Annotated in this window: 29 protein-coding genes and 1 riboswitch; of the genes, 22 read left to right on the forward strand and 7 right to left on the reverse strand. The window is 64.3% G+C overall.

All coding sequences use genetic code 11. The features are described 5' to 3' along the window. Nucleotides 1-49 precede the first annotated feature (49 nt). The 9 genes from BRAS3843_RS28305 (at nucleotide 50) to BRAS3843_RS28345 (ending at nucleotide 7,698) form a co-directional block, all read left to right on the forward strand. Nucleotides 50-1,063, forward strand: a complete 1,014-nt coding sequence (locus BRAS3843_RS28305; protein ID WP_008972561.1) for an ABC transporter permease — start codon at nucleotides 50-52, stop codon at nucleotides 1,061-1,063. Next, a complete protein-coding gene (locus BRAS3843_RS28310) occupies nucleotides 1,060-1,959 on the forward strand; it encodes an ABC transporter permease (protein WP_008972562.1) in 900 nt (299 codons plus the stop codon). The genes BRAS3843_RS28305 and BRAS3843_RS28310 overlap by 4 nt, the downstream gene beginning before the upstream one ends. Nucleotides 1,960-2,136: 177 nt before the next feature. After that, on the forward strand, nucleotides 2,137-3,939 hold the full coding sequence (locus BRAS3843_RS28315) for an ABC transporter ATP-binding protein (protein WP_008972564.1): 1,803 nt from the start codon (nucleotides 2,137-2,139) through the stop codon (nucleotides 3,937-3,939). 11 nt (nucleotides 3,940-3,950) lie between these two features. Then, a complete protein-coding gene (locus BRAS3843_RS28320) occupies nucleotides 3,951-4,130 on the forward strand; it encodes a DUF4089 domain-containing protein (protein ID WP_008972565.1) in 180 nt (59 codons plus the stop codon). A gap of 10 nt (nucleotides 4,131-4,140) precedes the next feature. Continuing rightward, on the forward strand, nucleotides 4,141-5,517 hold the full coding sequence (locus BRAS3843_RS28325; protein WP_008972566.1) for an AtzE family amidohydrolase: 1,377 nt from the start codon (nucleotides 4,141-4,143) through the stop codon (nucleotides 5,515-5,517). A 3-nt stretch (nucleotides 5,518-5,520) separates the two neighbouring features. Beyond that, nucleotides 5,521-5,913 carry an oxalurate catabolism protein HpxZ gene (gene hpxZ, locus BRAS3843_RS28330; protein WP_008972567.1) on the forward strand — a complete coding sequence of 131 codons (393 nt, stop codon included), beginning with the start codon at nucleotides 5,521-5,523 and terminating at the stop codon, nucleotides 5,911-5,913. Nucleotides 5,914-5,916: 3 nt separating this feature from the next. Further along, entirely contained in the window at nucleotides 5,917-6,648 is a 732-nt protein-coding gene (locus BRAS3843_RS28335; RefSeq protein ID WP_008972568.1) for a GntR family transcriptional regulator, read from the forward strand. 76 nt (nucleotides 6,649-6,724) lie between these two features. After that, a complete protein-coding gene (locus BRAS3843_RS28340; protein ID WP_008972569.1) occupies nucleotides 6,725-6,943 on the forward strand; it encodes a hypothetical protein in 219 nt (72 codons plus the stop codon). Between the two features lie 11 nt (nucleotides 6,944-6,954). Further along, entirely contained in the window at nucleotides 6,955-7,698 is a 744-nt protein-coding gene (locus BRAS3843_RS28345; RefSeq protein ID WP_008972570.1) for a hemerythrin domain-containing protein, read from the forward strand. A gap of 4 nt (nucleotides 7,699-7,702) precedes the next feature. On the opposite strand, the gene atzF is transcribed toward BRAS3843_RS28345, so the two are convergent. From atzF to BRAS3843_RS28360, 3 genes are all read right to left on the reverse strand, one after another. Continuing rightward, on the reverse strand, nucleotides 7,703-9,496 hold the full coding sequence (gene atzF, locus BRAS3843_RS28350; protein ID WP_008972571.1) for an allophanate hydrolase: 1,794 nt from the start codon (nucleotides 9,494-9,496) through the stop codon (nucleotides 7,703-7,705). A gap of 228 nt (nucleotides 9,497-9,724) precedes the next feature. Beyond that, the gene (locus tag BRAS3843_RS28355) at nucleotides 9,725-10,999 is read right to left on the reverse strand and encodes an NAD(P)/FAD-dependent oxidoreductase (RefSeq protein WP_008972572.1); all 1,275 of its coding nucleotides are present in this window, start codon (nucleotides 10,997-10,999) and stop codon (nucleotides 9,725-9,727) included. Between the two features lie 384 nt (nucleotides 11,000-11,383). Then, nucleotides 11,384-11,914, reverse strand: coding sequence for a MarR family transcriptional regulator (locus BRAS3843_RS28360; RefSeq protein ID WP_008972573.1), 531 nt, complete (start codon nucleotides 11,912-11,914; stop codon nucleotides 11,384-11,386). A 76-nt stretch (nucleotides 11,915-11,990) separates the two neighbouring features. On the opposite strand from BRAS3843_RS28360, the gene BRAS3843_RS28365 reads away from it, so the two are divergent. The 12 genes from BRAS3843_RS28365 to BRAS3843_RS28420 all read left to right on the forward strand — a co-directional run bounded on the left by BRAS3843_RS28365 (nucleotide 11,991) and on the right by BRAS3843_RS28420 (nucleotide 24,044). Then, the gene (locus BRAS3843_RS28365; protein ID WP_008972574.1) at nucleotides 11,991-13,226 is read left to right on the forward strand and encodes a cytochrome P450; all 1,236 of its coding nucleotides are present in this window, start codon (nucleotides 11,991-11,993) and stop codon (nucleotides 13,224-13,226) included. 8 nt (nucleotides 13,227-13,234) lie between these two features. Continuing rightward, the gene (locus tag BRAS3843_RS28370; RefSeq protein WP_008972575.1) at nucleotides 13,235-13,558 is read left to right on the forward strand and encodes a 2Fe-2S iron-sulfur cluster-binding protein; all 324 of its coding nucleotides are present in this window, start codon (nucleotides 13,235-13,237) and stop codon (nucleotides 13,556-13,558) included. A 73-nt stretch (nucleotides 13,559-13,631) separates the two neighbouring features. Further along, nucleotides 13,632-14,846, forward strand: a complete 1,215-nt coding sequence (locus BRAS3843_RS28375; RefSeq protein ID WP_008972576.1) for an ABC transporter substrate-binding protein — start codon at nucleotides 13,632-13,634, stop codon at nucleotides 14,844-14,846. A gap of 243 nt (nucleotides 14,847-15,089) precedes the next feature. Continuing rightward, a complete protein-coding gene (locus BRAS3843_RS28380) occupies nucleotides 15,090-16,262 on the forward strand; it encodes an ABC transporter substrate-binding protein (protein WP_008972577.1) in 1,173 nt (390 codons plus the stop codon). A 139-nt stretch (nucleotides 16,263-16,401) separates the two neighbouring features. Continuing rightward, the gene (locus BRAS3843_RS28385; RefSeq protein WP_008972578.1) at nucleotides 16,402-17,319 is read left to right on the forward strand and encodes a branched-chain amino acid ABC transporter permease; all 918 of its coding nucleotides are present in this window, start codon (nucleotides 16,402-16,404) and stop codon (nucleotides 17,317-17,319) included. Then, entirely contained in the window at nucleotides 17,316-18,263 is a 948-nt protein-coding gene (locus tag BRAS3843_RS28390) for a branched-chain amino acid ABC transporter permease (RefSeq protein ID WP_008972579.1), read from the forward strand. The genes BRAS3843_RS28385 and BRAS3843_RS28390 overlap by 4 nt, the downstream gene beginning before the upstream one ends. Next, nucleotides 18,256-19,023: an ABC transporter ATP-binding protein gene (locus BRAS3843_RS28395; RefSeq protein WP_008972580.1), complete on the forward strand. Its 768-nt coding sequence runs from the start codon at nucleotides 18,256-18,258 to the stop codon at nucleotides 19,021-19,023. Before BRAS3843_RS28390 ends, BRAS3843_RS28395 begins: the two co-directional genes overlap by 8 nt. Further along, nucleotides 19,016-19,729 carry an ABC transporter ATP-binding protein gene (locus BRAS3843_RS28400; protein ID WP_008972581.1) on the forward strand — a complete coding sequence of 238 codons (714 nt, stop codon included), beginning with the start codon at nucleotides 19,016-19,018 and terminating at the stop codon, nucleotides 19,727-19,729. Before BRAS3843_RS28395 ends, BRAS3843_RS28400 begins: the two co-directional genes overlap by 8 nt. A 146-nt stretch (nucleotides 19,730-19,875) precedes the next feature. Then, nucleotides 19,876-19,982, forward strand: a riboswitch (guanidine-I (ykkC/yxkD leader). A 79-nt stretch (nucleotides 19,983-20,061) separates the two neighbouring features. Beyond that, nucleotides 20,062-21,132, forward strand: a complete 1,071-nt coding sequence (locus tag BRAS3843_RS28405) for a putative urea ABC transporter substrate-binding protein (RefSeq protein WP_008972582.1) — start codon at nucleotides 20,062-20,064, stop codon at nucleotides 21,130-21,132. A 76-nt stretch (nucleotides 21,133-21,208) separates the two neighbouring features. Beyond that, nucleotides 21,209-22,030: an ABC transporter permease subunit gene (locus BRAS3843_RS28410; RefSeq protein ID WP_035983070.1), complete on the forward strand. Its 822-nt coding sequence runs from the start codon at nucleotides 21,209-21,211 to the stop codon at nucleotides 22,028-22,030. Further along, nucleotides 22,030-22,803 (forward strand): ABC transporter ATP-binding protein, encoded by a 774-nt coding sequence (locus tag BRAS3843_RS28415; protein WP_008972584.1) that lies wholly within the window; start codon nucleotides 22,030-22,032, stop codon nucleotides 22,801-22,803. The genes BRAS3843_RS28410 and BRAS3843_RS28415 overlap by 1 nt, the downstream gene beginning before the upstream one ends. A 35-nt stretch (nucleotides 22,804-22,838) precedes the next feature. Next, the gene (locus BRAS3843_RS28420) at nucleotides 22,839-24,044 is read left to right on the forward strand and encodes an agmatinase family protein (RefSeq protein ID WP_008972585.1); all 1,206 of its coding nucleotides are present in this window, start codon (nucleotides 22,839-22,841) and stop codon (nucleotides 24,042-24,044) included. Here BRAS3843_RS28420 and BRAS3843_RS42540 read toward each other — a convergent pair. Next, nucleotides 24,038-24,172, reverse strand: a complete 135-nt coding sequence (locus BRAS3843_RS42540) for a hypothetical protein (protein ID WP_277996495.1) — start codon at nucleotides 24,170-24,172, stop codon at nucleotides 24,038-24,040. The two genes, BRAS3843_RS28420 and BRAS3843_RS42540, sit on opposite strands and share 7 nt — an antisense overlap. A 15-nt stretch (nucleotides 24,173-24,187) precedes the next feature. On the opposite strand from BRAS3843_RS42540, the gene BRAS3843_RS28425 reads away from it, so the two are divergent. Then, nucleotides 24,188-24,565 carry a hypothetical protein gene (locus tag BRAS3843_RS28425; protein ID WP_008972586.1) on the forward strand — a complete coding sequence of 126 codons (378 nt, stop codon included), beginning with the start codon at nucleotides 24,188-24,190 and terminating at the stop codon, nucleotides 24,563-24,565. Between the two features lie 4 nt (nucleotides 24,566-24,569). Here the strand turns inward: BRAS3843_RS28425 and BRAS3843_RS28430 are convergent, their stop codons facing one another. The 3 genes from BRAS3843_RS28430 to BRAS3843_RS28440 all read right to left on the reverse strand — a co-directional run bounded on the left by BRAS3843_RS28430 (nucleotide 24,570) and on the right by BRAS3843_RS28440 (nucleotide 26,257). After that, the gene (locus BRAS3843_RS28430) at nucleotides 24,570-24,833 is read right to left on the reverse strand and encodes a hypothetical protein (protein WP_008972587.1); all 264 of its coding nucleotides are present in this window, start codon (nucleotides 24,831-24,833) and stop codon (nucleotides 24,570-24,572) included. A gap of 5 nt (nucleotides 24,834-24,838) precedes the next feature. After that, nucleotides 24,839-25,195, reverse strand: coding sequence for a PilZ domain-containing protein (locus BRAS3843_RS28435; RefSeq protein WP_008972588.1), 357 nt, complete (start codon nucleotides 25,193-25,195; stop codon nucleotides 24,839-24,841). A gap of 138 nt (nucleotides 25,196-25,333) precedes the next feature. Further along, the gene (locus BRAS3843_RS28440) at nucleotides 25,334-26,257 is read right to left on the reverse strand and encodes a helix-turn-helix transcriptional regulator (protein ID WP_008972589.1); all 924 of its coding nucleotides are present in this window, start codon (nucleotides 26,255-26,257) and stop codon (nucleotides 25,334-25,336) included. Between the last annotated feature and the right edge of the window lie 41 nt (nucleotides 26,258-26,298).

A 26,298-nucleotide genomic window follows, 5' to 3' on the forward strand; every position in this document is an offset into this window, starting at 1 on the left:
GAGCGCACAGCGTTGCGCGACCGAGGTCATCTCTGTCACGGGGTGCCCCATGCTAGCCCTCATCGCCAAGCGCCTCGCCTTCGCGATCCCCTCGCTGATCGGGGTGGTCATCGTCACCTTCCTGCTGACCCGTGCATTGCCCGGCGATCCTGCCGCCTATTTCGCCGGGCCCGCGGCGACCAAGGAGGCGGTCGAGCAGATCCGCAAGAAGCTCGGTCTCGACAAGCCGCTGGTCGAACAGTTCTTCCGCTACACCGCCGACCTTGCCCATGGCGATCTCGGCAACTCGCTTACCACCGGCCAGCCGGTCGCGGCCGAGATCCGCAACCGCCTGCCGGCGTCCGCCGAGCTGACGCTGCTCGGTCTCTTGATCTCGATCGTGATCGCGCTGCCGCTCGGCGTGCTGGCAGCGACGCGGCCGGGATCATTGATTGATCATGCCTGCCGGATCATCACCACGGCCGGCGTGTCTCTGCCGGTGTTCTTCACCGGACTGGTGCTGGTCTATGTGTTCTATTTCCGGCTCGGCTGGTCGCCGGCGCCGCTCGGACGGCTCGACGTGTTCTATAGCGCGCCGGAGACGGTGACCGGTTTTTACTTGATCGACACTCTGATCGCGCGGGATTTCGAGGCGTTCCGCTCGGCGCTCAGCCAGCTGATTCTGCCGGCGGCGACGCTTGCGATCTTCTCGCTGGCGCCGATCGCGCGCATGACACGGGCTTCGATGCTGTCGGTGCTGGCATCGGAATTCGTTCGCACCGCGCGCGCCTCCGGTCTGTCACCATCGACCGTGACCGTCACCTACGCGTTCCGCAATGCGATGCTGCCCGTCATCACGACGCTGTCGATGGTGTTCTCGTTCCTGCTCGGTGCCAATGTGCTCGTGGAGAAGGTGTTCGCCTGGCCGGGCATCGGCTCCTACGCGGTCGAGGCGCTGATCGCCTCCGATTTCGCGCCCGTGCAAGGCTTCGTGCTGACCATGGCGGTCATGTATGTCGCGCTCAATCTCGTCATCGACATTCTCTATGGCGTCATCGATCCCCGTGTGAGGCTGGAAGGATGAGCACTGTCGCGCCCACCGCTGACCCCGTCATTCCATCACGCCGATCGGGCCTCGTCGCTGTTATCGAACACACGCGCTATGTGCTCGGTGAGAACAAGGTTACGGCCTTTGCCTTCGCGCTTCTGATCGTGATCCTGTTTGCGGCGCTGTTGGGGCCATGGATCGTGCCCTACGATCCGCTCGCCAGCGACACCGCATCGGCCCTGAAGCCCCCGTCGGCGGCGCACTGGTTCGGCACCGACCAGCTGGGTCGCGACATCTTCAGCCGGGTCGTGGTCGCCACGCGCCTGGATACGTTCATTGCGATTGCCTCGGTGGTGCTGGTCTTCGCCATGGGCGGGCTTGCGGGCGTGGCCGCCGGCTTCTTCGGCGGCTGGACCGACCGCATCGTCGGCCGCATCGCCGACACCATCATGGCTTTCCCGCTGTTCGTGCTGGCGATGGGCATCGTGGCGGCGCTCGGCAACACCGTGCAGAACATCATCATCGCCACCGCGATCGTGAACTTCCCGCTCTATGCGCGGGTCGCGCGCGCCGAAGCCAATGTCCGCCGCAATGCCGGCTTCGTCCAGGCGGCACGGCTGTCGGGCAACAGCGAGGCGCGGATTCTGCTCGGCCATATCCTGCCAAACATCATGCCGATCATGATCGTGCAGATGTCGCTGACCATGGGCTACGCCATCCTCAATGCGGCCGGCCTGTCCTTCATCGGGCTCGGTGTCCGGCCGCCCACAGCCGAGTGGGGCATTATGGTTGCCGAGGGCGCATCGTTCATGGTGTCCGGCGAATGGTGGATCGCGCTATTCCCGGGACTGGCGTTGATGACCGCGGTGTTCTGCTTCAACCTGCTCGGCGACGGCTTGCGCGACATTGTCGATCCGCAGCGGCGGACGTGAGGCGATGGGCGTCCATGAACACAGCTTCGTCATTGCCGGACTTGACCCGGCAATCCATCAGTCAATGCGTATGCTGAATTTTGGGATGGATGCGCGGGCCTTCGCCGCGCCGAACGGGCTCCGGCCCCGCAGGCGGGTCAAGCCCGCGCATGACGACTTGAACAAGCGGAGCCATTCATGACCGCACAGCCGCTGCTCGAAGTCCGGGATCTCACCGTCGAATTTTCCACCCGGCGCGGCATCGTCAAGGCGGTGCAGCATATCGATATCTCCGTCGCGAAAGGCGAGACGGTCGCGATCGTCGGCGAATCCGGCTCGGGCAAATCGGTCACGTCCTATGCCGTCATGCGCATCCTCGATCGCGCGGGGCGCATCGCGCAAGGCGCTGTGATGTTTTCCGGCATCGACGTCAAGGCGGCCAGCGAGGCTGAGATGCGCGATCTCCGCGGCCGCGAGATCTCGATGATCTTCCAGAATCCGCGCGCGGCGCTCAATCCGATCCGCAAAGTCGGCCAGCAGATCGAGGATGTGCTGAAGCAGCACGCCCAGGCCGCCGCGAACGAACGCCCCGAGAAGGCGATCGCGGCGCTCGAGCAGGTGAAGATCGCGCGCCCGCGCGAGCGTTATCATGCCTATCCGTTCGAGCTGTCCGGCGGCATGTGCCAGCGGGTTGTGATCGCGCTGGCGCTGGCCTGCAATCCGCAGCTTCTGATCGCCGACGAGCCCACGACAGGGCTCGATGTCACCACGCAAAAGGCGGTGATGGATCTCGTGGTCGAGCTGACGAAGCAGCGCGGCATGTCGACCATCCTGATCACGCATGATCTTGGTCTTGCTGCCGCCTATTGCGACCGCGTGGTGGTAATGGAGAAGGGCCACGTGGTCGAGACCGCCAACGCGGCCGACATCTTCGCGCATCCGCAACATCCCTATACGCGCAAACTGATGCGGGCGACTCCGCGGCTCGGCGTGTCGCTGCGGGAGCTGCTGCCGGAGGAGGAAGTTGTTTCTTCAAGCTCTCCACGCTCACTCCCCGTCATGGCCGGGCTTGACCCGGCCATCCATCTTGCCGGGGAAGACTCATCAGCCGCGATGGACCCCCGGGTCAAGCCCGGGGGTGACGAGCAGAGAGATGGCACTGCAAAGCCACTCCTTCTCGTCGACAGGCTGGTCAAGGAATATCCCCGGCAGGGCGCGAGTGCGACGCTTTCAAAACTGTTCGGGCGCAAGCCGCCGGTCGAGCCCGAAGCCTTTCGCGCCGTCGACGGAATCAGCTTCATGATCGGCCGTGGCGAAAGCGTCGGCCTGGTCGGCGAATCCGGTTGCGGCAAGTCGACGACATCGATGATGGTGATGCGGCTCTTGGACCAGAGCTCCGGCCGCATCGTCTTCGACGGCGAGGAGATCGGCGGGATCGCGCCGCAGGCCTTTGCGCGGCTGCCGCAACGCAGCCGCATCCAGATGGTGTTCCAGGATCCGACCGACAGCCTCAACCCGCGCTTCACCGCGGCGCGCGCCATCGTTGACCCGATCCTGCAGCTCGGCGACATCAAGGGCCGCGACGCGCTGCGGGCGCGATGTGAGGAGCTCGCGACCCTGGTCGGTCTGCCGCTCAACCTGCTCGATCGCTTCCCGCATCAATTATCCGGTGGCCAGAAGGCGCGTGTCGGCATCGCCCGTGCGATTGCACTGCATCCAAAGCTCGTGATCCTGGACGAGCCGACGGCGGCGCTCGACGTCTCGGTGCAGGCGGTGGTGTTGAACCTGCTGCAGGACCTGAAACAGCAGATGGGTATGAGCTATCTGTTCGTCTCCCATGATTTGAATGTGGTGCGTCTCCTGTGCGATCGTGTCATCGTGATGCGGTCGGGGCGAATCGTCGAGGAAGGCTCGGCCGAGCGTGTGCTGGACGATCCACAAGATCCCTACACGCGCGAGCTGCTTGCGGCGATTCCGCATCCGCCGTTGCCGGTGCATTGAGAGGTGAGAGGATGGCCGAACCCTTGGATGATTACATCGATGCCGTCGGGCGCGCGCTCGGATTGCCTATCGAGGAGGACTGGCGGCCCGCGATCCGCGCCAATCTCGAAGTGTCGCTGAAGATGGCGCGGCTGGTCGACGATCATAAGCTGCCGGACGAAACAGAGCCTGCGAGTGTCTTCCGTGCCTGAATCTGCCGAGATGTCTGCAAGCGCGATCGCCGCTGCGGTGAGCGCGCGCAAGCTGTCTGCGCTGGAGGCGACCGACGCGGTCTTGGCGCGGATCGCGCAGCATGATGGCGTGCTAAATTCATTCACCGACGTCACCGCCGCGCGTGCGCGGGACAAAGCGCGTGCCGTCGATGCCGCGATCGCTGCGGGCAAGAGCGTCGGTCCGCTGGCCGGCGTGCCGTTCGCGGTGAAGAACCTGTTCGATGTGAAGGGGCTTGCGACACGCGCCGGTTCCAAGATCAACCGCGACCTGCCGCCGGCAGCGCGCGATGCGACCTTGATCGAGCGGATGGAAGCGGCAGGTGCCGTTCTGGTCGGCGCGCTCAACATGGGCGAATACGCCTATGACTTCACCGGCGAGAATGTGCATGACGGGCCGTCACGCAATCCGCACGATGCCACGCGCATGAGTGGCGGCTCCTCGGGCGGCTCCGGCAGCGCCGTCGGCGGTCGGCTGGTGCCGCTCGCGCTCGGCTCAGATACAAATGGCTCGATCCGGGTGCCGTCGTCGTTCTGCGGCATTTTCGGGCTCAAGCCGACCTACGGCCGGCTGTCGCGCGCACGCTCATTTCCCTTCGTCGCCAGCCTGGATCATCTCGGGCCCTTTGCCCGTTCGGTCGAGGACCTCGCGCTCGCCTACGACGCGATGCAAGGGCCAGATCCTGACGATGCGGCCTGCACGAGCCGAGTGCCAGAGCCGGTGACGCCGTTGCTCTGGCAGGGCATCTCCGGTCTGCGCGTCGCTCTGGCCGGCGGCCATTTCCAAAAGCATCTGTTCCCGGAGGCGATCGAAGCTGTCGGCCGCGTCGCCAAGGCGTTGAATGCGACCGAAGTGATCGAGGTGCCCGAGGCCGCTCGCGCCCGCGCCGCCGCCTACGTCATCAGCACCACGGAGGGCGCGTCGCTGCATCTCGACCGGCTGCGCACGCGTGCTCATGATTTCGACCCCGCCGTGCGCGACCGGCTGATCGCAGGCGCGATGATTCCGGCACCCTTGGTCGATCGCGCTCAGAAATTCCGGCGCTGGTATCGCGCGCAGGTGCTGGAGCTGTTCAAGCAGGTCGATCTGCTGATTGCGCCGGCCACGCCATGCATTGCGCCGAAACTCGGGCAAGCGACTTTCGTGCTCGACGGCGTCGAGCTGCCGGTGCGCGCCAATATCGGCATTCATACTCAGCCGATCTCCTTCATCGGCCTGCCGGTGGTCGCCGTTCCAGTGCCGCTGTCGCCGATGCCGATCGGGGTGCAGCTGATTGCCGCGCCCTGGCGCGAAGACATCGCACTTCGCGTGGCCCATGCCTTGCAAGAGATGGGCGTCGTCGCCGCGCCGGCACCGAAGGGATATTAGAGCATGGAAGTCGATCTGCCCGATGTCGTCGCGGAGGTCACGGCACAGTTCCAGCGTTATGAACAAGCGCTCGTGAGCAATGATGTCGCGGTACTTGACGAGCTGTTTCGAAAGGATTCGCGCACTCTGCGCTATGGCATCACCGAGAATCTGTATGGTTATGGCCAGATCTCCGCTTTCCGCGCGGCGCGCTCGCCGGCCGGCCTGATGCGGCGGACCGCGCGCACGGTCATCACCGCTTACGGCCGCGACACCGCGGTCGCCTCGACCTTGTTCTATCGCGACAGTGCACCCGGCCGCGTTGGGCGCCAGATGCAGACCTGGGTCCGCTTTCCGGAAGGGTGGAGAATCGTCGCGGCGCATGTCAGCATCATCGATGAAGCGAAGGATGCTTAAGGCATGAGTCTCGACGACCTTCCGATCCGGCCGCGGCCCCTCCTCGTCAGCGAGCCGGAGCTGCAGCGTGTTGATCGCCCGGTGCCCAGCGTCGCCAAGATCACGCGCGCCGAAGAGCTGCGGTTGCAACTTGCGGATGAAATCGTGCGCGGCGCGCTGGCGCCCGGCGCGCCGCTCGACGAAACCGAGATCGCCAAGCGCTTCAACGTCTCCCGCACGCCGGTGCGCGAAGCGTTGCGCCAGCTTGCCGCGTCGGGCCTGGTGGAGGCGCGTGCGCATCGTGGCGCGGTGGTGGCGCGTCCAGGCGTCGAGCGCCTGACCGGGATGTTCGAGGCGATGGCGGAGCTCGAAGCGCTCTGCGCGGGGCTTGCCGCGCAGCGGATGACGCCGATCGAACGGCAGCGGCTCGAAGCCATTCACGATGAATTGCGCACCCTCAGCCATGCCGGGAATCCTGAGCGGTTCCACGAGGTGAATGAGCGGTTCCACAGCACGATCTATGCCGGCGCGCACAACGCCTATATTGCCGAGATCACATTGGCGACGCGGGTGCGGGTGCAGCCGTTCCGGCGCGCCCAGTTCCGCAATCTAGGCCGGCTGGCCAAATCGCATGCCGAGCACGACCGCGTCGTGGTCGCGATCCTGCGCGGTGACAAGGCCGGTGCGGCCAATGCGATGCGCGCCCATATCGAGCTGGTGCGCGGCGAATATGAGATCTACGCCGTCTCCGTGTAGTGCGCACCTCGCAATAGGAACTCCCGCAGGAGGCTGTCGTTTTCTCTGTTCGTCCCTGACCAGAGGAGACTGGCTCATGGCTTCAGCTTCAGAAAAGGATCCCCGTCATCACACCCGGCGGATGGCGCAGCGCCTGCAAGAGACCGTGGCGCATCTGCGCGAGGACATCGGCAAGGTCGAGGAGCCGCAGCTCAAGGCGATGTTCGAGACCTCGGCGGAAGTGCTGAACGGGCTGATCAAGGCCTTCAACGACTACGACAAGAAGAACGAAGCGGCCTGGCGCAAATCGGCCTGACGGAGCGTGGCATGCCCCTCATCAGGCCCGCGGATCTCGTTGCCGAAATCGACAAGCGCCGCTTCCTGAAAGCCGCATCTGTGGTGGCGGTGGCCGGCGGCCTTGTGTTGTCGCCGGCCATCGCCTTGGCGGCCAAAGCCGACAAGGGCGAGAAAGCCGACAAGAGCGAGAAGGAGCCCGAGGTCAGCCCGCCCGAAGACCTCATGCGCGAGCATGGCGTGCTCAATCGCGTGCTGCTGGTCTACGAGGCGGCGGTGCGCAAGTTCTCCGCCAATGAGGATTTCGATCCAGCCGTAATCACGGGCGCCGCGGAAATTGTCCGCGACTTCATCGAGAACTACCACGAAAAATCCGAGGAGCAGGCGGTCTTTCCCCGCTTCAAGCAGGCCGGCAAGCTGGTGTCGCTCGTCGATACGCTGATGACGCAACACGACGCCGGTCGGCGCGTGACTGCGAAAATTCTCCAAGCCGCGCCCGGCAGCCGCAAGGATGGTGATGAACGTCGGCAGGTCGTCGACGGCATCAACGCCTTCATTGCCATGTATCGGCCGCACGCGGCGCGCGAGGACACCGACCTGTTTCCGCTGCTGCGCAAGATCGTCTCGCCGCATGAATATGATGCGATGGCGGAGGATTTCGAGAAGAAGGAACATCAGATGTTCGGCGGCGACGGTTTTGAGATGATGGTGCACCGCGTCGCTTCGCTCGAGCAGCAGATCGGCATCGCCGATCTCAATCAGTTCACACCGCGCTGATCCTCTAAGCCGCCCCTTTCGCCAGATAGGCCCGCCAGCCGCCGAATGATGAGATATCTCGCGCGCCATTGGTGGCAGCCGACTCCACGATGAAGCCTTTGACGTCGCGGCCATCGGCGAGCGTGATGGTGCCGATCGACAGCGGCGCGGGCACCGACGCGACGAATCGGCCGAAGCCCGCGGCCGACAGCGCCCACAGTTCGAGCTCGACGCATACGCCCTCGCCGGGTGCGATGCCGAGCATGCCGGGCTTCGGCGGCGTGGTCGGAAGCGCATACAGCCGATAGTTCGGCGCCGTTTTCGTCGCTTCCAATAGGCGCCCGCCGAGCGACGTCAGCTCGTGGTTCAGCGCCATTCCCGACAGATGCGCACCGACCACCGCGATCGCAAACTCGCCGTCGCGCAGCGACGAGGGCAATGGCGCCAGCGCGGGCAGAGGGACCGCCTTCGCGCCGACCGCAAGCCTGGTGTCGGCATGGAAAGCGCGTCCGATGCTGGCGAGCTTGGCATCGTCACCCGCCGGAGCCAGAAGCGTGATGCCGAACGGAATGCCGTCGTCGCGCATGGCGGCCGGCAGCGCCACTCCGCAGAGATCGAGCAAATTGACGAAATTGGTGTAGGTGCCGAGCCGGCTGTTGAGCTCGATCGGGTTGGCCAGCACCTCGGCCGTCGTGTAGGTGGTCGGCGCCGTCGGCAGCACCAGCGCGTCGATATCAGCAAAGGTGCGCGCCGCGATCTTGCGCAAGCCTTGCAGGCGGTAGAGCGCAGCGAAGGTGTCGGCCGCGCTCGGGCGCGCGCCGGCAATGGTGATCTCGCGCGTGACCGGATGGATCGCATCCGGGTCGGAGGCCAGGAGATCGCGGATCACGAGATAACGCTCGGCGACCCACGGCCCTTCATAGAGCAGCCTTGCAGTCTCATAGAATGGCTCGAGATCGAATTCGACCAGATTGACGCCAAGCCTGGAGAAGCGCGCGATCGCCTCGCCATAGGCGGCCTCCGCGGCCCTGTCGCCGAAGAAGATCAGCTGGCCCGAGCGCGGCACGCCAAGCCGCACCCCACTCGGAAAAGATGAGAGCGCTTTCAGTGGCCGGTCGCGCGAGAATGGATCGAGCGGATCGGGCGCGGCCATGGCGGTGAGCGCCGTGATCGCATCGTCCACCGTCAGCGAGAACACCGAGATGCAGTCGAGCGTCCGGCAGGCCGGCACCAGTCCTGCCGTCGAGATCATACCGAGACTGGGCTTCAAGCCCACGATGTTGTTGAGCATCGCCGGCACGCGGCCGGAGCCGGCCGTGTCGGTGCCGAGCGAGAGCGGCACCAGGCCGGCAGACACCGCGACCGCCGAGCCTGAGCTCGATCCACCCGGCACCAGGTCGCCGCGCACCGGATTTTTCGGGATGCCATAGGGCGAGCGCACACCGACCAGCCCGGTCGCGAACTGGTCGAGATTGGTCTTGCCGATAATGATCGCGCCGGCGGCGCGCAAGCGCGCCACCGCGGTCGCGTCGCGTGCTGGCGTAGAGGCGAAGGCGGGACAGGCCGCCGTGGTCGGCAGTCCCGCAACGTCGATATTGTCCTTCACCGCGACCGGCACGCCATAGAGCGGCAGGCTCGCGGCATCCATGCTCGCAAGCCGCCCGGCTTCGGAGATGGCGTCCTTCTCGTCACGCAGGCTGATGAAGACCGCGGCATCGCCATGGGCGCGGATCCGTTCGAAGCTGCGCGCCACGGTTTCGGCCGGCGATGCCTGGCCCTGCCGATGCGCCGCGACGATCTCGGCAACGGTCTCGGTCACGAACGGCTCCGGTGCTCAGATGTGACTATTATCCGTTGCATTGCTGACGCTCCCCGCGGTCCAGAGGTCCGTTGATCGTAGCAAGGCACATGCCATTGTGTACATCGGCACGATGGGCGGCACCGATGCTTATCGCTTGAATTTCAATCGGTTGTTCGGAGGTGAACGAGCGTCGGCATGCTGGCGGCGGACGTTTGCCTCCCAAACTGCTTATTCTTTAGGCAAACGTCAGTCCATCACCTTGCTCGACCCCTGCGTGATCAGGCGCGCTGCGCGCTGATCGCGCGCATGAATCCAAAGCCAGCTCAGCGCCACCGCGAGCCGGTTGCGCAAGCCAATCAGGAAATAGATGTGAGCCAGGCCCCAGATCCACCAGGCGATCGCGCCGCGCAGCTTGAGCCAGCCGAAATCGATCACCGCGAGCCGCTTGCCGATCTGCGCCAGGCTGCCGGCATGGCTGTAGCGGAATGGCGACAGGCTGCGCCCGCCGAGCCGGGCCTTGATGGCCTCAGCGACGTAGCGGCCCTCCTGCTTGGCGGCCGGTGCGATGCCGGGCACCGGTTGCCCATTCCAGGCTGGAATCGTGATGGTGTCGCCGATGGCGAAGATCTCGGGATGGCCGGGCACAGTCAGGTCTGGGGCGACCTGCAGCCGGCCAGCGCGATCCGCCGGGGCGTTGAGCCACTCGGCCGCCCGTGACGCGCGCACGCCGGCGGCCCAGATGATGGTCTTGGCGTCCAATTGCTTGCCGCCATAGACGACGCCATCCGCATTGCAGTCGGTCACTGGTTGCCCGAGCACCACCTCCACGCCGATGCGCTCGAGCGATTTGAGCGCGTAGGCCGACAGGTCATCGGGAAAGCCTGCCAGCACGCGCGGACCGGCTTCGATCAGCAGCACGCGCGTTCCGTGCGTGTCGATGTTGCGGAAGTCAGGCGGCAGGGTGGAGCGGGCAAGCTCCGCAATGGTGCCGGCGAGCTCCACGCCGGTCGGGCCCGCGCCGATGATGACGAAGGTCATCAACGCTGCGCGCTTGGCCGGATCCGTCTCGCGTTCGGCGCGCTCGAAGGCGACCAGGATGCGCCGCCGCAAGGTCGTGGCGTCCTCGAGCGTCTTGAGCCCCGGCGCGAACGGCTCCCACTCGTCATGACCGAAATAGGCGTGGCGTGCGCCGGTGGCGAGCACCAGCGTGTCGTAGGCAACTTCAGTGCCGTCCTCGAGCTGCACGCGTCGGTTCGCGGCATCGATGCCCGTGACGGTTCCAAACAGCGTCGTCACTTCGGGACGATCGCGCACCAGATAGCGGATCGGCCAGGCGATCTCGGACGTCGAGAGCGAGGCGGTCGCGACCTGATAGAGCAGCGGTTGAAACAGATGATGGTTGCGGCGGTCGATCAGCGTGATGCGCACGGGCGCGCCGGCCAGGCGATGGGTCGTTTCCAGGCCGCCGAAACCGGCACCGACGATCACGACGTGATGAAGATTGCGCGGCTCAATCGTCATAGGCTGGTTCTCGCTGCTGCACCCCCACTTTAGGTACACGCAAGCGTGGCCGCTTCAAGCCCGTCGCGTCTATCGTATGATAGCAGGATTGTATCGGCTCGGCGGGGACGCCATCTTTCCGTTCAGAACCCGCGCCTGCTGCCTTGTCGGGAATCTCGTGACGGAGTGATCGTCGCGCATTGGGGGCGACACAATGGGGCACCTCAAGTTTAATGTTGCCAAGGCAACCATTTTGTGGAACGCTGATCGGCAAGGGGCGGGCAGCAAGATGCGCACCGTCGGCCAAGGGATGGAACCGGGATGAGCCTGCGGCAAGCCAGCGCGGCGGCATATAGGCGTGTTGGAGCGATGCAGCGCGCGGCAAGATCCGTGCGTGCCGCAGGATCAGGGTTCCATTGGCCCGGTCACCGCGCCGAGATTATCGTGAATGCGGCGCAGCAGGACAATCAGGAGCTCCTGTTCCTGCTTGTCGAGGCACGACAGCAGGCGCCGCTCCCGCTCCAGCGCGGCGATGATGACCCTGTCATGGGTCGCGCGTCCCTTGGTTGTCAGCGCGATCGAATGGCTGCGGCCATCGGCGGGATCGGAGCGGATGGCGATCAGTCCGCGCTTTTTCATCGCCGCCAAGGTGCGGCTCACAGGTCCCTTGTCGAAGCCGATCACGCTGCAGATGCGCGAGGCTGGAATCCCCGGCTCGATCGCGAGCAGCGACATGATCCGCCATTCCGTGACATTGACGCCGAAATTGCGCTGGTAGAATGCGGTCGCGCTGTTCGACAATTTGTTGGCGATGAAGGTGATGAAGGCGGGCACGTAGCGATCGAGATCGAGCGTGAGGCCGTGGTCGGGATCCTGGCCTTTCGTCGCTTGCGCCTGCGCCTTGGCGCCGCGCGATTTGCCGGTCTGTTCGCTCATGATGTCCATCATCTCTCGCGCGAAGACATAGAGACAGCCAAAGCCGCATGACAAGGCCAAACTTCGGGAGGACCGCATGAACCTGACAGATGTCTCCGCGCCGGCCGCTCACCCCACCGCGCCTGCGGATGGAATTGCGCACCTCGACATCGATCCGTTCTCGATCGCCTTTTTCGATGATCCCTATCCGGCGCATGAGGCGATGCGCGAGGCGGGGCCGGTGATCTATCTCGATCGGTGGAATGTTTATGGCGTCGCCCGCTATGCCGAGGTCTACGCGGTACTCAACGATAACAGGACATTCTGCTCCAGCCGTGGCGTGGGCCTCAGTGACTTCGCCAAGGAGACGCCGTGGCGGCCGCCGAGCCTGATTCTGGAAGCCGATCCGCCGGCGCATACACGCACGCGCGCGGTGTTGAGCAAAGTGCTGTCGCCGGCGGTGATGAAGCGCCTGCGCGATGGCTTCATGGCCGCCGCGGAGGCGAAGGTCGATGAGCTGCTTGCGCGTGGCCAATTCGATGCGATCACCGAGCTTGCCGAAGCCTATCCGCTGTCGGTGTTTCCGGACGCCCTGGGGCTGAAGCCGGAGGGGCGCGAGCATCTCATTCCCTACGCGAGCCTGGTGTTCAACGCGTTCGGCCCGCCCAATGAGCTCCGGCAGCAGGCGATCGCGCGCTCGGCGCCGCATCAGGCCTATGTCACCGAGCAATGCCAGCGCGACAACCTCACGCCCGGCGGCTTCGGTGCCTGCATCCATGCCTTCGCCGAGACTGGTGACATCACCCCGGCTGAAGCGCCGCTTCTGGTGCGTTCGCTACTCTCGGCGGGCCTCGACACCACGGTCTATGGTATCGGCGCGGCGGTCTATTGTCTCGCGCGGTTTCCGGAAGAGTGGCAGCGGCTGCGCCAGGATCCGTCATTGGCCCGCAATGCCTTCGAGGAAGCCGTGCGCTTCGAAAGCCCGGTGCAGACCTTCTTCCGCACCACCACGCGCGAGGTCGAGATCGGCGGCGTCACGATTCCTGAGGGCGAAAAGGTGCTGATGTTCCTGGGCTCGGCCAATCGAGACGTGCGGCGCTGGGAGCGGCCTGACGTTTACGATATCTCGCGCAAAGTGTCCGGCCATGTCGGCTTCGGCTCGGGCATCCACATGTGCGTCGGCCAGCTCGTCGCCCGTCTCGAGGGCGAGGCAGTGCTGACCGCGCTGGCGCGCAAGGTCGCCACCATCGAAGTCAATGGTGCGGTCAAGCGTCGTTACAACAACACCCTGCGCGGGCTGGAAAGCCTGCCAATCAGCATCACTCCAGCCTGAGCAAGAGCATGACGACGATCACCTTCATTCATCCAGACAATCGCAGCGAAGACGTCAAGGCGGAGGAGGGCGCCAGCGTCATGCTGGCGGCACTCACCCATGGCGTGGACGGTATCGTTGCTGAATGCGGCGGCAATGCCGTCTGCGCCACTTGTCATGTCTATGTCGACGATGCCTGGGTCGCGAAGCTTGATCCCATGAGCGACGACGAGGACGCGCTGCTCGACGGCACGGCGTCGGAGCGCCTGCCAAACAGCCGTCTGTCTTGTCAGATCAAAGTGTCACCTGCGCTCGATGGTCTCGTGGTGCGCGTGCCCGAGCGTCAGAGCTGACGTCTCGTCCGGTCGGCATGCAGGCCGGCCGCAATAACAAGAAACAAGCAAACCAAAAAAGGGGAGGGAATTGATGAAGCAGCTGAACTATGGGCTTGCGCTGGTCGCGCTGAGCTTGGCCTGCGCGCCGGCTCGGGCGGAGATTTCCGACAATGTCGTCCGCATCGGCGTGCTCAACGATATCTCGGGCATCTTCCAGGACACCAACGGCATGGGCTCGGTCGAGGCGGCCCGCATGGCGGCCGAGGATTTCAACGGCGGTGGCAAGGGCATCAAGGTCGAGATCGTCTATGCCGACCATCAGAACAAGGCCGACGTCGGCTCGGCGATCGTGCGCAAATGGCTCGAGCTCGACAAGGTCGACGCCGTCGTCGACGTGCCCAATTCGGCGGTGGGGCTGACGGTCAATGAGCTGCTGCGAAACAGCCGCATGACCTTCCTGGCGTCATCGACTGCGAGTTCGGATCTGACCGGCAAGGCCTGCTCGCCGAACACGATCCAATGGGTCAACGACGCCTGGGCCACCGGCAACACCACGGCCGCCGCCATGATGGGACGCGGCGGCAAGGATTGGTATTTCATCACCGTGAACTATGCGCTCGGGCAGGGCATCGAAGCCGAGGCCACCAGCTATATCGAGAAGCACGGCGGCAAGGTGCTGGGCTCGGCCAAGCATCCGCTCGGCACCTCCGACTTTGCCTCGTTCCTGCTGCAGGCGCAAAGCTCCAAGGCCAAAGTGATCGGGCTCGCCAATGCCGGCGGCGACACCATCAATGCGGTGAAGCAGGCAGGCGAGTTCGGGATTCAGCAGGGTGGGCAATCGCTGGTCGCCTTCCTGCTGTTCATCAACGATGTCCACGGCATGGGATTGAAGGCCGCACAGGGCTTGCAGCTCCTGGAAGCCTTCTACTGGGACATGGATGACGACACGCGCGCGTTTGCGAAGCGCTTCGCCGCGCGCCCGGCTATGAACGGCAAGATGCCGAGCGGCAACCAGGCCGGGGTCTATGCGTCGACGCTCGCCTATCTGAATGCGGTCGCAGCGTCCGGCAGCGACGACGCCAAGGATGTCGTGCCGCAGATGAAGACGGTCAAAGGCAAGGACAGATTGTTCGGCGAGGTCACGATCCGCCAGGACGGCCGCGTGATCCATCCGATGTATCTGTTCGAGGTGAAGAAGCCCGAGGAGTCGAAATACCCGTATGACTACTATCGTCTGGTTGCGACCATCCCCGCCGACCAGGCATTCCGGCCGCTTGCCGCCGGAGGCTGTCCGCTCGTGAAGTGAGCACCGCGATCGGGCGGCACGCTGTGATGGATCCACGGACCGGCTGCAGCGCGGCCGGCCGTTGCGTCATTCACCATCCTCGCCGACCGGCAGTATAGTTCTTGCTTTCAGCTGTTTTCACGAATTATGGTGCATGAGGCCTCAGAAGCCCGGGCGCGCTGCGGCGAAACGCCGCCGGCGCGTCATTGGCCGATGCTCCATTCGGTCGATGGTCCATAAAGAAAAGAGCAGGAGGGGAGAAACATGAAAGCAACATTCTGGCTCGCCGGCGCAGCGGCGCTTTGCCTGTCGCAATCCGCGCTCGCGGCGGACAGCATCAAGATCGGCTTCGTATCCACATTCAGCGGTCCGACCGCCGTCATCGGCAACGACATGCGGAATTCGTTCGAGCTTGCGCTCGATCATCTCGGCCGCAAGATCGACGGCAAGCCGGTCGAGGTGATCTACGAGGACGACCAGCAGAAGCCTGACATCGGCAAGCAGAAGACCGAGAAGCTGGTGCAGGCCGACAAGGTCGATTTCATCGTCGGCTATATCTGGTCGAACGTGCTGTTGGCGTCGCTGAAGACGGCGGTGGATTCCAAGACCTTTCTGATCTCGGCCAATGCCGGGCCGTCACAGCTCGCTGGCGAATTGTGCTCGCCTTACGTGTTCTCGACCTCCTGGCAGAACGACCAGACGCCCGCGGCGATGGGCCTCACTATGAACCAGAAGGGCGTCAAATCCGTCTTCCTGATCGGCCCGAATTATGCCGCCGGCAAGGACATGCTGGCGGGCGTCAAGAGCACCTTCAAAGGCCAGGTGGTCGGCGAGGAATATACGGTCTGGCCGAGCCAGCTTGATTTCTCGGCCGAGCTCTCCAAGGCGCGCAATTCCGGCGCGGAAGCGATCTTCGTGTTCTATCCGGGCGCGGCAGGTGTGCAATTCCTCAATCAGTACGCGCAGGCTGGATTGAAGGAGAAGATGCCGCTCTACACCGCATTCACGATCGACGAATTGTCGCTGCCCCTGCAGAAGGACAACGCAATCGGCGTGCCGGGCGCGCAGGAATGGGTCAACGATCTGCCGAACGAGCAGAACAAGAAGTTCGTAGAGGACTACCGCAAGAAGTATCCGGGTCTGCGGCCGACCTATTACGGCGCCCAGGCCTATGACGCCGCGCAGCTGATCAACAGCGCGGTGGTCGCGGTCAAGGGTGACACCTCGCAGAAGGACGCCATGAAGGCCGAGATGGAGAAGGCCAACTTCAAGTCGCTGCGCGGCTCCTTCAAATACGGCAACAACCACATTCCGATCCAGAATTTCTACCTGCAGGACGTGGTCAAGGAGGCCGACGGCCAGCTGTCGCTGAAGACGGTCGCCACCATCGTCAAGGACGACCAGGACCGCTTCCAAGACAAGTGCCCGATGAAATAGGCCAAGAAACCGGCCTGGAATTTGCTTGAAGCCTAAAATATCTTCGGCCTAAGATCAGTGAGGCTGAGCAGCGGCAGAGCCACTTAGGTTCTGCCGCCCTTCGCTCGGGCATGATGGTCGGGCTTGATGTAAGGGGCGCATGCTTCTCGTCGTCGAACAATTCCTGAATGGGCTGCAGTTCGGACTGCTGCTGTTTCTGCTCGCGGCCGGATTGACGCTGGTGTTCGGCATCATGGACCTGGTCAATCTCGCGCATGGCTCGCTCTACATGATGGGCGCCTATTTCGCGGCGACATTCGTGGCCTGGACCGGCAGCTTCGTCCTCGGCGCGCTGCTGGCGCTCGGCGCCACCTTGTTGCTCGGTATCGTGCTCGAATTGGCGGCCCTGCGCCATCTCTATGGCCGCGACCATCTCGACCATGTGCTTGCGACCTTCGGGCTGATCCTGTTCTTCAACGAGGCCGTCCGGCTGGTCTGGGGACCGGCCGGGCTGGCCTTGCCGCTACCGTCCTGGCTCGCCTTCCCGGTGACCATTATGCCCGGCATCCAATATCCGGCGTACCGGCTCGCGATCATCGTGGTGGCGCTGTTGGTGGCGCTGCTGCTCTATCTCGGCGTGATGCGGACGCGGATCGGCATGCTGATCCGCGCCGGCGCCTCCAATCGCGAGATGATTGGCGCGCTCGGCATCAACATTAAGCTGCTCTACACGCTGGTGTTCGGCTTGGGCGCGGCTCTCGCCGGCCTGGCCGGGCTGATGCAGGCGCCGATCCTCACGGTGCAGATCGGCATGGGCGAGAACATCCTGATCCTGGCCTTCGTCGTGATCGTGATCGGCGGCATCGGCTCGATCCGCGGCGCCTTTATCGCAGCGATCCTGATCGGCCTGATCGATACGTTGGGGCGTGCCTTCCTGCCCAACCTGCTGCGCCAGATCCTGAGCTCGGCCGCGGCGTCGACCGCGGCCCCGGCGATGTCGTCGATGCTGATCTATCTGCTGATGGCGATCGTGCTGGTGGTGCGGCCCGAAGGTCTGTTTCCGGCCAGCCGCAGATGAAGTCCTCGCTCAACGCCCAGACCATTGCGGCCGCGGCACTCGTCGCCGCCCTGCTGCTGCTGCCGGCCTATTCGAGCCTCACCGGCAACATCTTCATTCTGACCCTGTTCACCCGCATCGTCATCCTGGCGCTCGCCGCCGTGAGCCTGAACCTGATCATGGGCTATGGCGGCATGATGAGCTTCGGTCACGCCGCCTATCTCGGCATCGGCGGCTATGCGGTCGGCATCCTGGCGCAGGAGGGCATTGGCTCCGGCTACGCACAGTTCGCGGTGGCGCTCGCTGCATCCGCACTGTTTGCCCTGGTCATCGGCGCGTTGTCGCTTCGCACCCGCGGCGTCTATTTCATCATGATCACGCTGGCCTTTGCGCAAATGGCCTATTACGTCGCCTCGGGGCTCGCGCGTTACGGTGGCGACGACGGGCTTACCATCTACAAGCGCAGTGATTTCGGCGGCCTGGTCAATCTGAGCGATCGCGTTCAGTTCTATTATCTCTGCCTCGCCTGCCTGCTCGCTGTCGTGTTTCTGATCTGGCGGATCGTCAATTCGCGCTTCGGCCTGGTGGTGCAGGGCTTGCGCTCCAACGAGCAGCGCATGCAGGCGATCGGCTTTGCTTCGAAGCGCTACAAGCTCGTGTGCTTCGTCATCGCCGGCACATTGTGCGGGCTTGCCGGTGCGCTGCTCGCCAACAACACCGATTTCATCAGCCCCGCGGTGATGTACTGGACCCGCTCCGGCGATCTCATGGTGATGGTGATCCTGGGCGGCATGGGCACCCTGTTCGGTCCGGTGGTCGGTGCGGTGCTCTATCTGGTCCTGGAGGAGCTGTTGTCGCAGCTCACCGAATATTGGGCGCTGATCATGGGCCCGCTGCTGCTCCTGGTGGTGCTGTTCGGCCGCGGCGGCATCATGGGCCTGCTCGGGAGGTTGAACCGTGGCTGAACCGCTGCTGCGCGTCGACAATCTGGTGCGCCGCTTCGGCGGCATCGTCGCCACCGATCATGTCTGCCTCGAGGTCGGCCGCGGCGAGCTGCACGCCATCATCGGCCCGAACGGGGCCGGCAAGACCACGCTGATCAGCCAGCTCACCGGGCATCTCGCCCCGCACGCCGGCTACATCTATCTCGCCGGCCGCGATATCTCCCGTCTTCCTGCCTACCGCCGCAGCGCGCTGGGATTGGCCCGCTCGTTCCAGATCACCTCGCTGCTGCCGGACTTCACCGCCGCCGACAATGTCGCGCTGGCGGCACAGGCACATGACGGCCACTCGTTCCGCTTCTTCGCCAATGCGCGAAAGGAGCCGCAGCTCCGTGCCGCCGCGCACGCGGCGTTGGAGAGGGTCGGTCTCGGCCATCGCGCCGATGTGCCGGTCGTCCGGCTCAGCCATGGTGAGCAGCGCCAGCTCGAGCTCGCGGTTGCGCTGGCAACCAGGCCGCAGCTGCTCTTGCTCGACGAGCCGATGGCTGGCCTCGGCGTCACCGAGTCCGCAAGCATGGTGAAGCTGTTGTCCGAGCTTCGCCGCGAAGTCGGAATCGTGCTGGTCGAGCACGATATGGAGGCGGTGTTCGCGCTCGCGGACCGCATCTCGGTGCTGGTCTATGGCCGCATCATCGCCTCCGGCACGCCGGAGGAGATCCGAAAGAACGACGAGGTCAAGCGCGCCTATCTCGGCGATCAGCATGTGGTGGTGAAACATGGCTGACCCGCTGCTCGAGGTCGAGGGCATCGAGACCTGCTACGGGCTCAGCCAGGTGCTGTTCGGACTGTCGCTGTCAATCCGGCCTGGTGAGATGGTCTCGCTGATGGGCCGCAACGGCATGGGCAAGACCACCACAATCCGCTCGATCATGGGGCTGACGCCGGCGCGCGCCGGCATGATCCGCTTCGCAGGGCATGAGACGCGCAGGCTGCCGTCCTACAGGATCGCGCAGCTCGGTATCGGCCTGGTCCCGGAGGGGCGGCAGATCTTCCCCAATCTCACCGTGACCGAAAATTTGGTGGCGGCGTCATCCAACCGGCTCGGCAATCCCGATCCGTGGACGCTGGACAAGATTCACGCGCTGTTCCCGCGCTTGGCCGAGCGGGGCAGCAACATGGGCAATCAGCTGTCCGGCGGCGAGCAGCAGATGCTGGCGATCGGCCGCGCGCTGATGACCAATCCAAAGCTCCTGATCCTGGACGAGGCCACCGAAGGCCTGGCGCCCTTGATCCGCCAGGAGATCTGGAATTGCCTCTCGATGCTGAAGGCGAAGGGGCAGTCGATTCTGGTCATCGACAAGAATGTCGAGCACCTCACTCGTATCTGCGACCGCCACATCATCATCGAACGCGGCCGCACCGTGTGGAGCGGCACGTCGGAGCAATTGATGGCCGAGCCGGATCTGCAGCATCGGTACCTGGGGATTTGAGGACAGGCTTTGGTCCCGCCCATCCCAGTGTTGCGAGTGGCGCTCAAAATCAATTCGTTTGCTCGATTTTTGAGCAGGCTCTGCGCGAGCGTGGCACTGAATCAGCAGCCTTTTTCCTTGGCATGATGATTGCTCTCTTGGTGTTCAGAGTTGGCAGCTAGGGTTCCGGTTCTCTTCGACGAGAGAATGTCTGGTCCGAGAGCAGCCGCCAGGGGAGAGCCCTGGTGCACGGCGGGATAAAAACCCGGGAGACCTCAGTGGCCGCGCTTGGCAGGCTCGAGGTTCTTCATGCCAGTCCGCGGGTCCACCAAAAAACCGTGAGAGGACTGGATATGGGAAAAGCGCGAAATCTGTTTGTTGCCTTGATCGCTGCCTCCACGCTGGCGAGTGCATCCTTGTCGCCCGCGTTCGCCGAAAAGAAGAAAGAGTTCAATATCGCCTGGACGATCTATGTCGGCTGGATGCCGTGGCCCTATGCCGCCGAGGCCGGCATCGTCAAGAAATGGGCCGACAAATACGGTATCTCGATCAAGGTCACGCAGATCAACGACTACGTCGAATCGATCAATCAGTACACCGCCGGCAAGTTTGACGGCGTCACCGTCACCAACATGGACGCGCTGACCATTCCCGCCGCGGGCGGCGTCGACACCTCAGCCATCATCATGGGCGACTATTCCAACGGCAATGACGGCGTGGTGCTGAAGAAAGGCAAGACGCTGGCCGACATCAAGGGTCAGAAGATCAATCTCGTCGAGCTGTCCGTCTCGCATTATCTGCTGGCGCGCGGCCTCGGTACCGTCAAGCTGAACGAAAAGGACATCAAGACCGTCAACACCTCGGATGCCGATATCGTTGCCGCTGCGAAGTCGCCCGATACCACGGCGGTCGTGACCTGGAATCCGCAGCTGCTCGAAGTGAAGAACGAGCCCGGCGCGACGCTGGTGTTCGACTCCAGCAAGATCCCCGGCGAGATCGAGGATCTTCTGGTCATCAAGACCGAAACGCTCAAGGACAATCCCGAGCTCGGCAAGGCGCTGGTCGGCATCTGGTATGAGACCATCGGCCTGATGAAGGATCAGAGCGAGAAGGGCAAGGCCGCTCGTGAGGCGATGGCCAAGCTCTCCGGCACCGATCTGGCCGGCTTCGAGACCCAGCTGAAGACCACCTTCATGTATTACACGCCGAAGGACGCGCTCGCCTTCATGACCGGTTCCGAGCTGCCCAAGACCATGGACCTGGTGCGCACCTTCTGCTTCGACCACAATTTGCTGGGCGAGAACGTGAAATCGAAGGATGCGGTCGGTATCTCGACGCCTTCCAAGGCGCTGGGCTCGGCGAGCAATGTCAAGCTGCGCTTCGATCCGACCTTCATGAAGCTCGCCGCCGAGGGCAAGCTCTAGCCTTCCTGGACCAGCTCCATCATCATCGATCATCAAGCGCCGGCGCGTCGCGCCGGCGAGACCGAGGGAGGCTGCCATTCCACGCGCAATGAACGTCGTCCCCGGACGCGGCAGCCGGCTGCTGCTCGCGATCCTGCCGTTCCTGCTGATCGCGCTGATCTATGTGATCGGGTCGGCCGAGCGCCGCGCGGCCAACCCCGACGACAAGCTGCTGCCGCCGGTCGCCGAGATGGTCGCGACGTCGAAGCGTCTCGCCGCTGAGCCGGACCGACGATCCGGGGACTACGTGCTGTGGGCCGACACCGCTGCAAGCCTGCAGCGTTTGGCGCTCGGTCTCGGCATCTCCGCGACCATCGGCCTCGTGCTGGGACTCGCAATCGGCCTCCTGCCGGTTGCGGGCGCGGGCTTCGGGACGCTGGTCGCAGTGCTCTCGATGATTCCGCCGATGGCGGTGCTGCCGATCCTGTTCATCGTGTTCGGGCTCGGTGAATTGTCCAAGGTGGTGCTGATCGTCATCGGCGTCACCCCGGCTTTGGTGCGCGATCTCTCGCTGGAAGTGCAGGGGATGCCGCGCGAGCAGCTGATCAAGGCGCAGACCCTGGGCGGCTCGACCTGGCAGATCGCAATCCGCCTGGTGCTGCCGCAGATCATGCCGCGGCTGATCAAGTGCCTGCGGTTGATGATCGGGCCTGCGTTCCTGTTCCTGATCTCGGCGGAGGCGATCGCATCCGATGTCGGGCTCGGCTACCGCATCTTCCTGGTGCGCCGCTATCTGTCGATGGACGTGATCCTGCCCTATGTCGCCTGGATCACCTTGCTCGCCTATCTGTTCGACATCGCGCTGGTCTGGATCGGGCAGCGCGCCTTCCCCTGGGCCTATGACCAGGGGGCGCGCTGATGAGCACGCTGTCGTTCCGCAACGTCTGGGTCGAGTATGGCGATCAGGTCGTGCTTGAGCGCATCAATCTCGAGATCGCCTCGGGTACGTTTCTCTCCATCGTCGGTCCGTCGGGCGCGGGCAAGAGCACTTTCCTGCGCCTGATCCTCGGCCAGGAGAAGCCGACGCAAGGTGCGGTGCTGCTCGACGGCAAGCCGTTTCCGGCCGAGCCTGGCCCCGACCGCGGCATCGTGTTCCAGCGCTATTCGGTGTTTCCGCATCTCACCGTGCTCGGCAATGTGCTGCTCGGTTATGAATTCGCACAGAGCCCGTTCACGGCACGGCTGTTCGGTGCCTCGCGCCGCGCAGCCATCGAGAAAAGTCTCGCGCTGATTGAGGCGGTCGGCCTCGGCCCACATCGCGACAAATATCCGAGTGCGCTGTCCGGCGGCATGCAGCAGCGGCTGGCGATCGCGCAGGCGCTCGCCAAGCAGCCGCAGGTGCTGCTGCTCGACGAGCCGTTTGGTGCGCTCGATCCCGGCACCCGCGCGCAGATGCATGCGCTGATCAAGCCGCTGTGGCGCGATCTGAAGATGACGATCGTGATGGTCACGCACGACATCAAGGAAGCCTTTGGGCTTGCGACCCGGCTGATCGCGCTCGACCGCGTCAGGCGCGATCCGCAGGCGCCCGAGCGCTTCGGCGCCCGCATCACTTACGACCTCGATCTGACCCGCGACAGCGCGGTGCCCGTGCTCGGCTTCATCCGCGCGGCCGCGCAGGCGGCCCAGTAACAACGTCAACAACGAAGAAACGAAGGAGACCTCTGATGTCGTTCCCATCCATGCGCCGGTCGCGCCATGCCGGACTCATGTCCCAGCGCAAGGCCGTGCACCGTCATCATCCGGACTTCGACAAGATGGCCACGCAAGGTTGGCAGGCGCTGGAGGCGGAGGGCAAGCTGCCGCATGGCGGTTGGCGCAAGGAGCGGCAATGGGCGCTCGACATGGGCCTGCCCGGCGCCGACAGCCTCACCGATCGCGACATCCCGACTTTTGCGCGCGGTGAGCTGCCGCATTTCGCCGGGATCAACACCTTCATGAAGGCGCCTTACGTCGAGAACGTGCGCGACGTCGGCAAATACGACGCGGCCGTGATCGGCATTCCCTTCGATTCCGGCACCACCTATCGCCCCGGCACCCGCTTTGGGCCGCAAGGTATCCGCCGCATCTCCGCGCTCTACACGCCGTACAACTATGAACTCGGCGTCGATCTGCGCGAGCAGATGACGTTGTGCGATGCCGGCGACGTCTTCACCATCCCTGCCAATCTGGAAAAGAGCTTTGACCAGATCAGCCGCGGCGTCGCGCATGTGTTCTCCTCCGGCGCGCTGCCGATCATGCTCGGTGGCGACCATTCGATCGGCTTTCCCTGCGTGCGCGGCATCGCCGAATGCACGGACAAGCGGATCGGCATCATTCATTTCGATCGCCATATCGACATCCAGGAGAAGGATCTCGACGAGCGCATGCACACCACGCCCTGGTACTGGGCGACCAATCTGCCGAACGTCTCGCCGACCAATTTGGTGCAGCTCGGCATCGGTGGCTGGCAGGTGCCGCGTGAAGGCGTCGAGGTCGCGCGCAAGCGCAACACCAATGTGCTGACCATCGCCGACATCGAAAAGATTGGTCTGGAGAAGACCGCAGAGATCGCGCTGGAGCTGGCGTGGAAGGATGCCGATGCGGTCTACATCTCCTTCGATGTCGACTCCATCGATTGCGGCTTCGTGCCGGGCACCGGCTGGCCCGAGCCGGGCGGTTTCCTGCCGCGGGAGGCACTGAAGATTCTCGGCCTTGTCGCCGCCGAAGGTCTCTGCGGATTGGAGGTCGTCGAGGTCTCGCCGCCTTATGACACCTCTGATATCACCGCGCTGATCGGCGTCCGCGTCGTGGTCGAAGCGCTCGGCTCGATGGTCGCGCACGGCAAGCTCGGCAGCCATAAGAGCATCATCAACAAGCCGGTCAGCTATTGAGGGCTGCGATGCGTCATCATCACCACGGCCACCACCATCACGGACACTCTCACGATCATGATCATCACCATGACCATGATCACCATCACGACCATCCGCCGCATGGACCCGGCCACAATCATCCGCACGGCCGGCGCTCCCCCGTGCAATGGCAGACGCCGCATCAGCCGGACGGCGCGCCGGCCGCGGCCGCGCCCGAGCCGGATCTCGACAAGGTCGAGGCGGCGTTCGTCGACGGCTTCATTGCCGCACCCGATCCAACCAGCTTCCTGAGGCTCGCGCGCATCCCGTTCGAGATCGTCAGGGACGGGGCCGTCATGAAACTCCTGCGCGTGGAGATCGATGCGCTGACCGATGTCGGCAGCCTGACGCCGCATCTCGGTGGCGGCACCTTCCGCTACGATCCGTTGCCGTCGAATTTCATCTCACGGCGGCGACGGTTGCGGTTCGTCTATTTCGACGGCACCGGCTTGACCCCGCTGACCTATGCGGAGCTGAGGGAGATCGAGCGACAGGCGTGAAACGTCAATGCAGCGGCGTGCGCTTGAGCGCCGCTGCGAGCGCCTCGAAGCGTCCAAGCACCTCGGGCAGCACGAGCGCGCGCACAGTGCAGGCCGCTGCGACACCCACCAGCAGCACCATGATGTATTGAACCGCGAACAGGAGCGCTGCGCCTCGCAGCCAGCGCCACCACGAACGGCGCGTTGCGACACGCGTCGGTTCGGCTGCCGTTGTGTCGGGCAAGGCGAGCAGCGGTTCGTCCGCGGGATCTTGCGTACGGTCTGACATTCCGCTCAACGTTCCGAGAGCAGCTGCTCGACGCGCGACTTCAGCTTGCGATTGGCGCGCTCGCGTTCGCGCAGGACCCGCGCCCATTCCAGCGGGATCACGTCGCTGTCCTGCTCATCGACGAAGGCGAGGCCCGCGGCCGCGTGATCGCGCCACACCAAGCGTGCGAGCCGCGACAAGCCGCGCCGCTCGATCGTGACATCGATGCGATCGGGAAGGAGCGCGGTCCCGTCGAACTCGACTTTGGCGCCCCGATTGTTGAAATTGCGTACGACGCAGGCCAGCGTCGAGCAGCGCGCATTGAATGTCAGAACCCCACCGTAATAGACGCGGTGGCGAGCCTCGCGACGACGGTCTTCCATGAAACGTCCTCCGATCACTTAACGATCTATTAAGCAATCGGGGCGTGTGTCGCCAAGCCGCGGCGGTATCAAAATGACGGTGGTGGTTAACGCCGCGCGCTGTCCGACAGCAGGTCAAAGGCGGCTCACAACCGGAGGCTATCCCCGTGCGAACATCTTCGCGTCGTCGGTCAGCATCGGCTTGACCGCCTGGGCGAGCCGCGTCGCAGCGGCGTCGACCGAAAGACCGGCGGTGTCGACCACCGCGTTGGCGCGCGCGTAGAGCGGTTCGCGGCTTACCAGGATGTTGCGCAGCTCCGCCATCGCGGAGCGATCGTCGGCCATCGGGCGCAGGTCGCCCTGTTTGCGCACGCGCGCCATATGTTCTTCCGGCTCGGCTTTGAGCCAGATCGTGTAGAAGGATTTCAAGATCAGATCGAAGGTGACAGGTTCGGAGACGATGCCGCCGCCGGTCGCCAGCACCATCAGCTCCTTGCGCGCAAGGAGCTGCACCAGCGCGGCCTGCTCCATGCGGCGAAAGCCTTCCTGGCCGTAGAGGTTGATGATCTCGGCCACCGAGAGCCCGTTCTGCCGCTCGATCTCCTTGTTCAGCTCGACGAAGCTCCAGCCGATCATATCGGCGAGCCGCTTGCCGAGTGTAGACTTGCCGGCGCCGCGCAAGCCGACTAGCGCAATGCCGGAGAAGGCGCGGCGCAGTGGCGCCGAGGCGCCACCCGTCAGCAGCTCCTTGGCTTGCGCGATCTGGCTCGGGCTCGCCTTCTTCAGGAGGTCGCGGATCACCGGCCACTCCGGCGATGGCTCGCCGCCGGGAATGAGATCTTCCAGCGGCGCGGCCATCGCTTGCGCGACGCGCCGCAACAGCACGATCGAGACATTGCCCTTGCCGCTCTCGAGCTGCGCGATGTAGCGCTCGGAAATGCCCGACACCTTGGCGAGCACCTTGCGCGACATGCCGCGCAGTGCGCGCATGGTACGCACACGCTGGCCCAGCTGTTCGAGAAATGCAGTCTCGGCGTCGGATTGAGCCGCCTGGTCCTGCTCGGCACTGATGTCTTGCGTCATGTTCCTAGGCGGCGCGATCACGAAGCGGAAACATAATGCTG

The organism is Bradyrhizobium sp. STM 3843 (assembly GCF_000239815.1).
In the GTDB taxonomy this organism is placed as follows: domain Bacteria; phylum Pseudomonadota; class Alphaproteobacteria; order Rhizobiales; family Xanthobacteraceae; genus Bradyrhizobium.

Bases quoted from the DNA above. Each gene is read 5' to 3' on its own strand.
- BRAS3843_RS28305 (WP_008972561.1), top strand. From the start codon at position 50: ATGCTAGCCCTCATCGCCAAGCGCCTCGCCTTCGCGATCCCCTCGCTG.
- BRAS3843_RS28310 (WP_008972562.1), top strand. From the start codon at position 1,060: ATGAGCACTGTCGCGCCCACCGCTGACCCCGTCATTCCATCACGCCGA.
- BRAS3843_RS28315 (WP_008972564.1), top strand. From the start codon at position 2,137: ATGACCGCACAGCCGCTGCTCGAAGTCCGGGATCTCACCGTCGAATTT.
- BRAS3843_RS28320 (WP_008972565.1), top strand. From the start codon at position 3,951: ATGGCCGAACCCTTGGATGATTACATCGATGCCGTCGGGCGCGCGCTC.
- BRAS3843_RS28325 (WP_008972566.1), top strand. From the start codon at position 4,141: ATGTCTGCAAGCGCGATCGCCGCTGCGGTGAGCGCGCGCAAGCTGTCT.
- hpxZ (WP_008972567.1), top strand. From the start codon at position 5,521: ATGGAAGTCGATCTGCCCGATGTCGTCGCGGAGGTCACGGCACAGTTC.
- BRAS3843_RS28335 (WP_008972568.1), top strand. From the start codon at position 5,917: ATGAGTCTCGACGACCTTCCGATCCGGCCGCGGCCCCTCCTCGTCAGC.
- BRAS3843_RS28340 (WP_008972569.1), top strand. From the start codon at position 6,725: ATGGCTTCAGCTTCAGAAAAGGATCCCCGTCATCACACCCGGCGGATG.
- BRAS3843_RS28345 (WP_008972570.1), top strand. From the start codon at position 6,955: ATGCCCCTCATCAGGCCCGCGGATCTCGTTGCCGAAATCGACAAGCGC.
- BRAS3843_RS28355 (WP_008972572.1), bottom strand. From the start codon at position 10,999: ATGACGATTGAGCCGCGCAATCTTCATCACGTCGTGATCGTCGGTGCC.
- BRAS3843_RS28360 (WP_008972573.1), bottom strand. From the start codon at position 11,914: ATGAGCGAACAGACCGGCAAATCGCGCGGCGCCAAGGCGCAGGCGCAA.
- BRAS3843_RS28365 (WP_008972574.1), top strand. From the start codon at position 11,991: ATGAACCTGACAGATGTCTCCGCGCCGGCCGCTCACCCCACCGCGCCT.
- BRAS3843_RS28370 (WP_008972575.1), top strand. From the start codon at position 13,235: ATGACGACGATCACCTTCATTCATCCAGACAATCGCAGCGAAGACGTC.
- BRAS3843_RS28375 (WP_008972576.1), top strand. From the start codon at position 13,632: ATGAAGCAGCTGAACTATGGGCTTGCGCTGGTCGCGCTGAGCTTGGCC.
- BRAS3843_RS28380 (WP_008972577.1), top strand. From the start codon at position 15,090: ATGAAAGCAACATTCTGGCTCGCCGGCGCAGCGGCGCTTTGCCTGTCG.
- BRAS3843_RS28385 (WP_008972578.1), top strand. From the start codon at position 16,402: ATGCTTCTCGTCGTCGAACAATTCCTGAATGGGCTGCAGTTCGGACTG.
- BRAS3843_RS28390 (WP_008972579.1), top strand. From the start codon at position 17,316: ATGAAGTCCTCGCTCAACGCCCAGACCATTGCGGCCGCGGCACTCGTC.
- BRAS3843_RS28400 (WP_008972581.1), top strand. From the start codon at position 19,016: ATGGCTGACCCGCTGCTCGAGGTCGAGGGCATCGAGACCTGCTACGGG.
- BRAS3843_RS28405 (WP_008972582.1), top strand. From the start codon at position 20,062: ATGGGAAAAGCGCGAAATCTGTTTGTTGCCTTGATCGCTGCCTCCACG.
- BRAS3843_RS28415 (WP_008972584.1), top strand. From the start codon at position 22,030: ATGAGCACGCTGTCGTTCCGCAACGTCTGGGTCGAGTATGGCGATCAG.
- BRAS3843_RS28420 (WP_008972585.1), top strand. From the start codon at position 22,839: ATGTCGTTCCCATCCATGCGCCGGTCGCGCCATGCCGGACTCATGTCC.
- BRAS3843_RS28430 (WP_008972587.1), bottom strand. From the start codon at position 24,833: ATGTCAGACCGTACGCAAGATCCCGCGGACGAACCGCTGCTCGCCTTG.
- BRAS3843_RS28435 (WP_008972588.1), bottom strand. From the start codon at position 25,195: ATGGAAGACCGTCGTCGCGAGGCTCGCCACCGCGTCTATTACGGTGGG.
- BRAS3843_RS28440 (WP_008972589.1), bottom strand. From the start codon at position 26,257: ATGACGCAAGACATCAGTGCCGAGCAGGACCAGGCGGCTCAATCCGAC.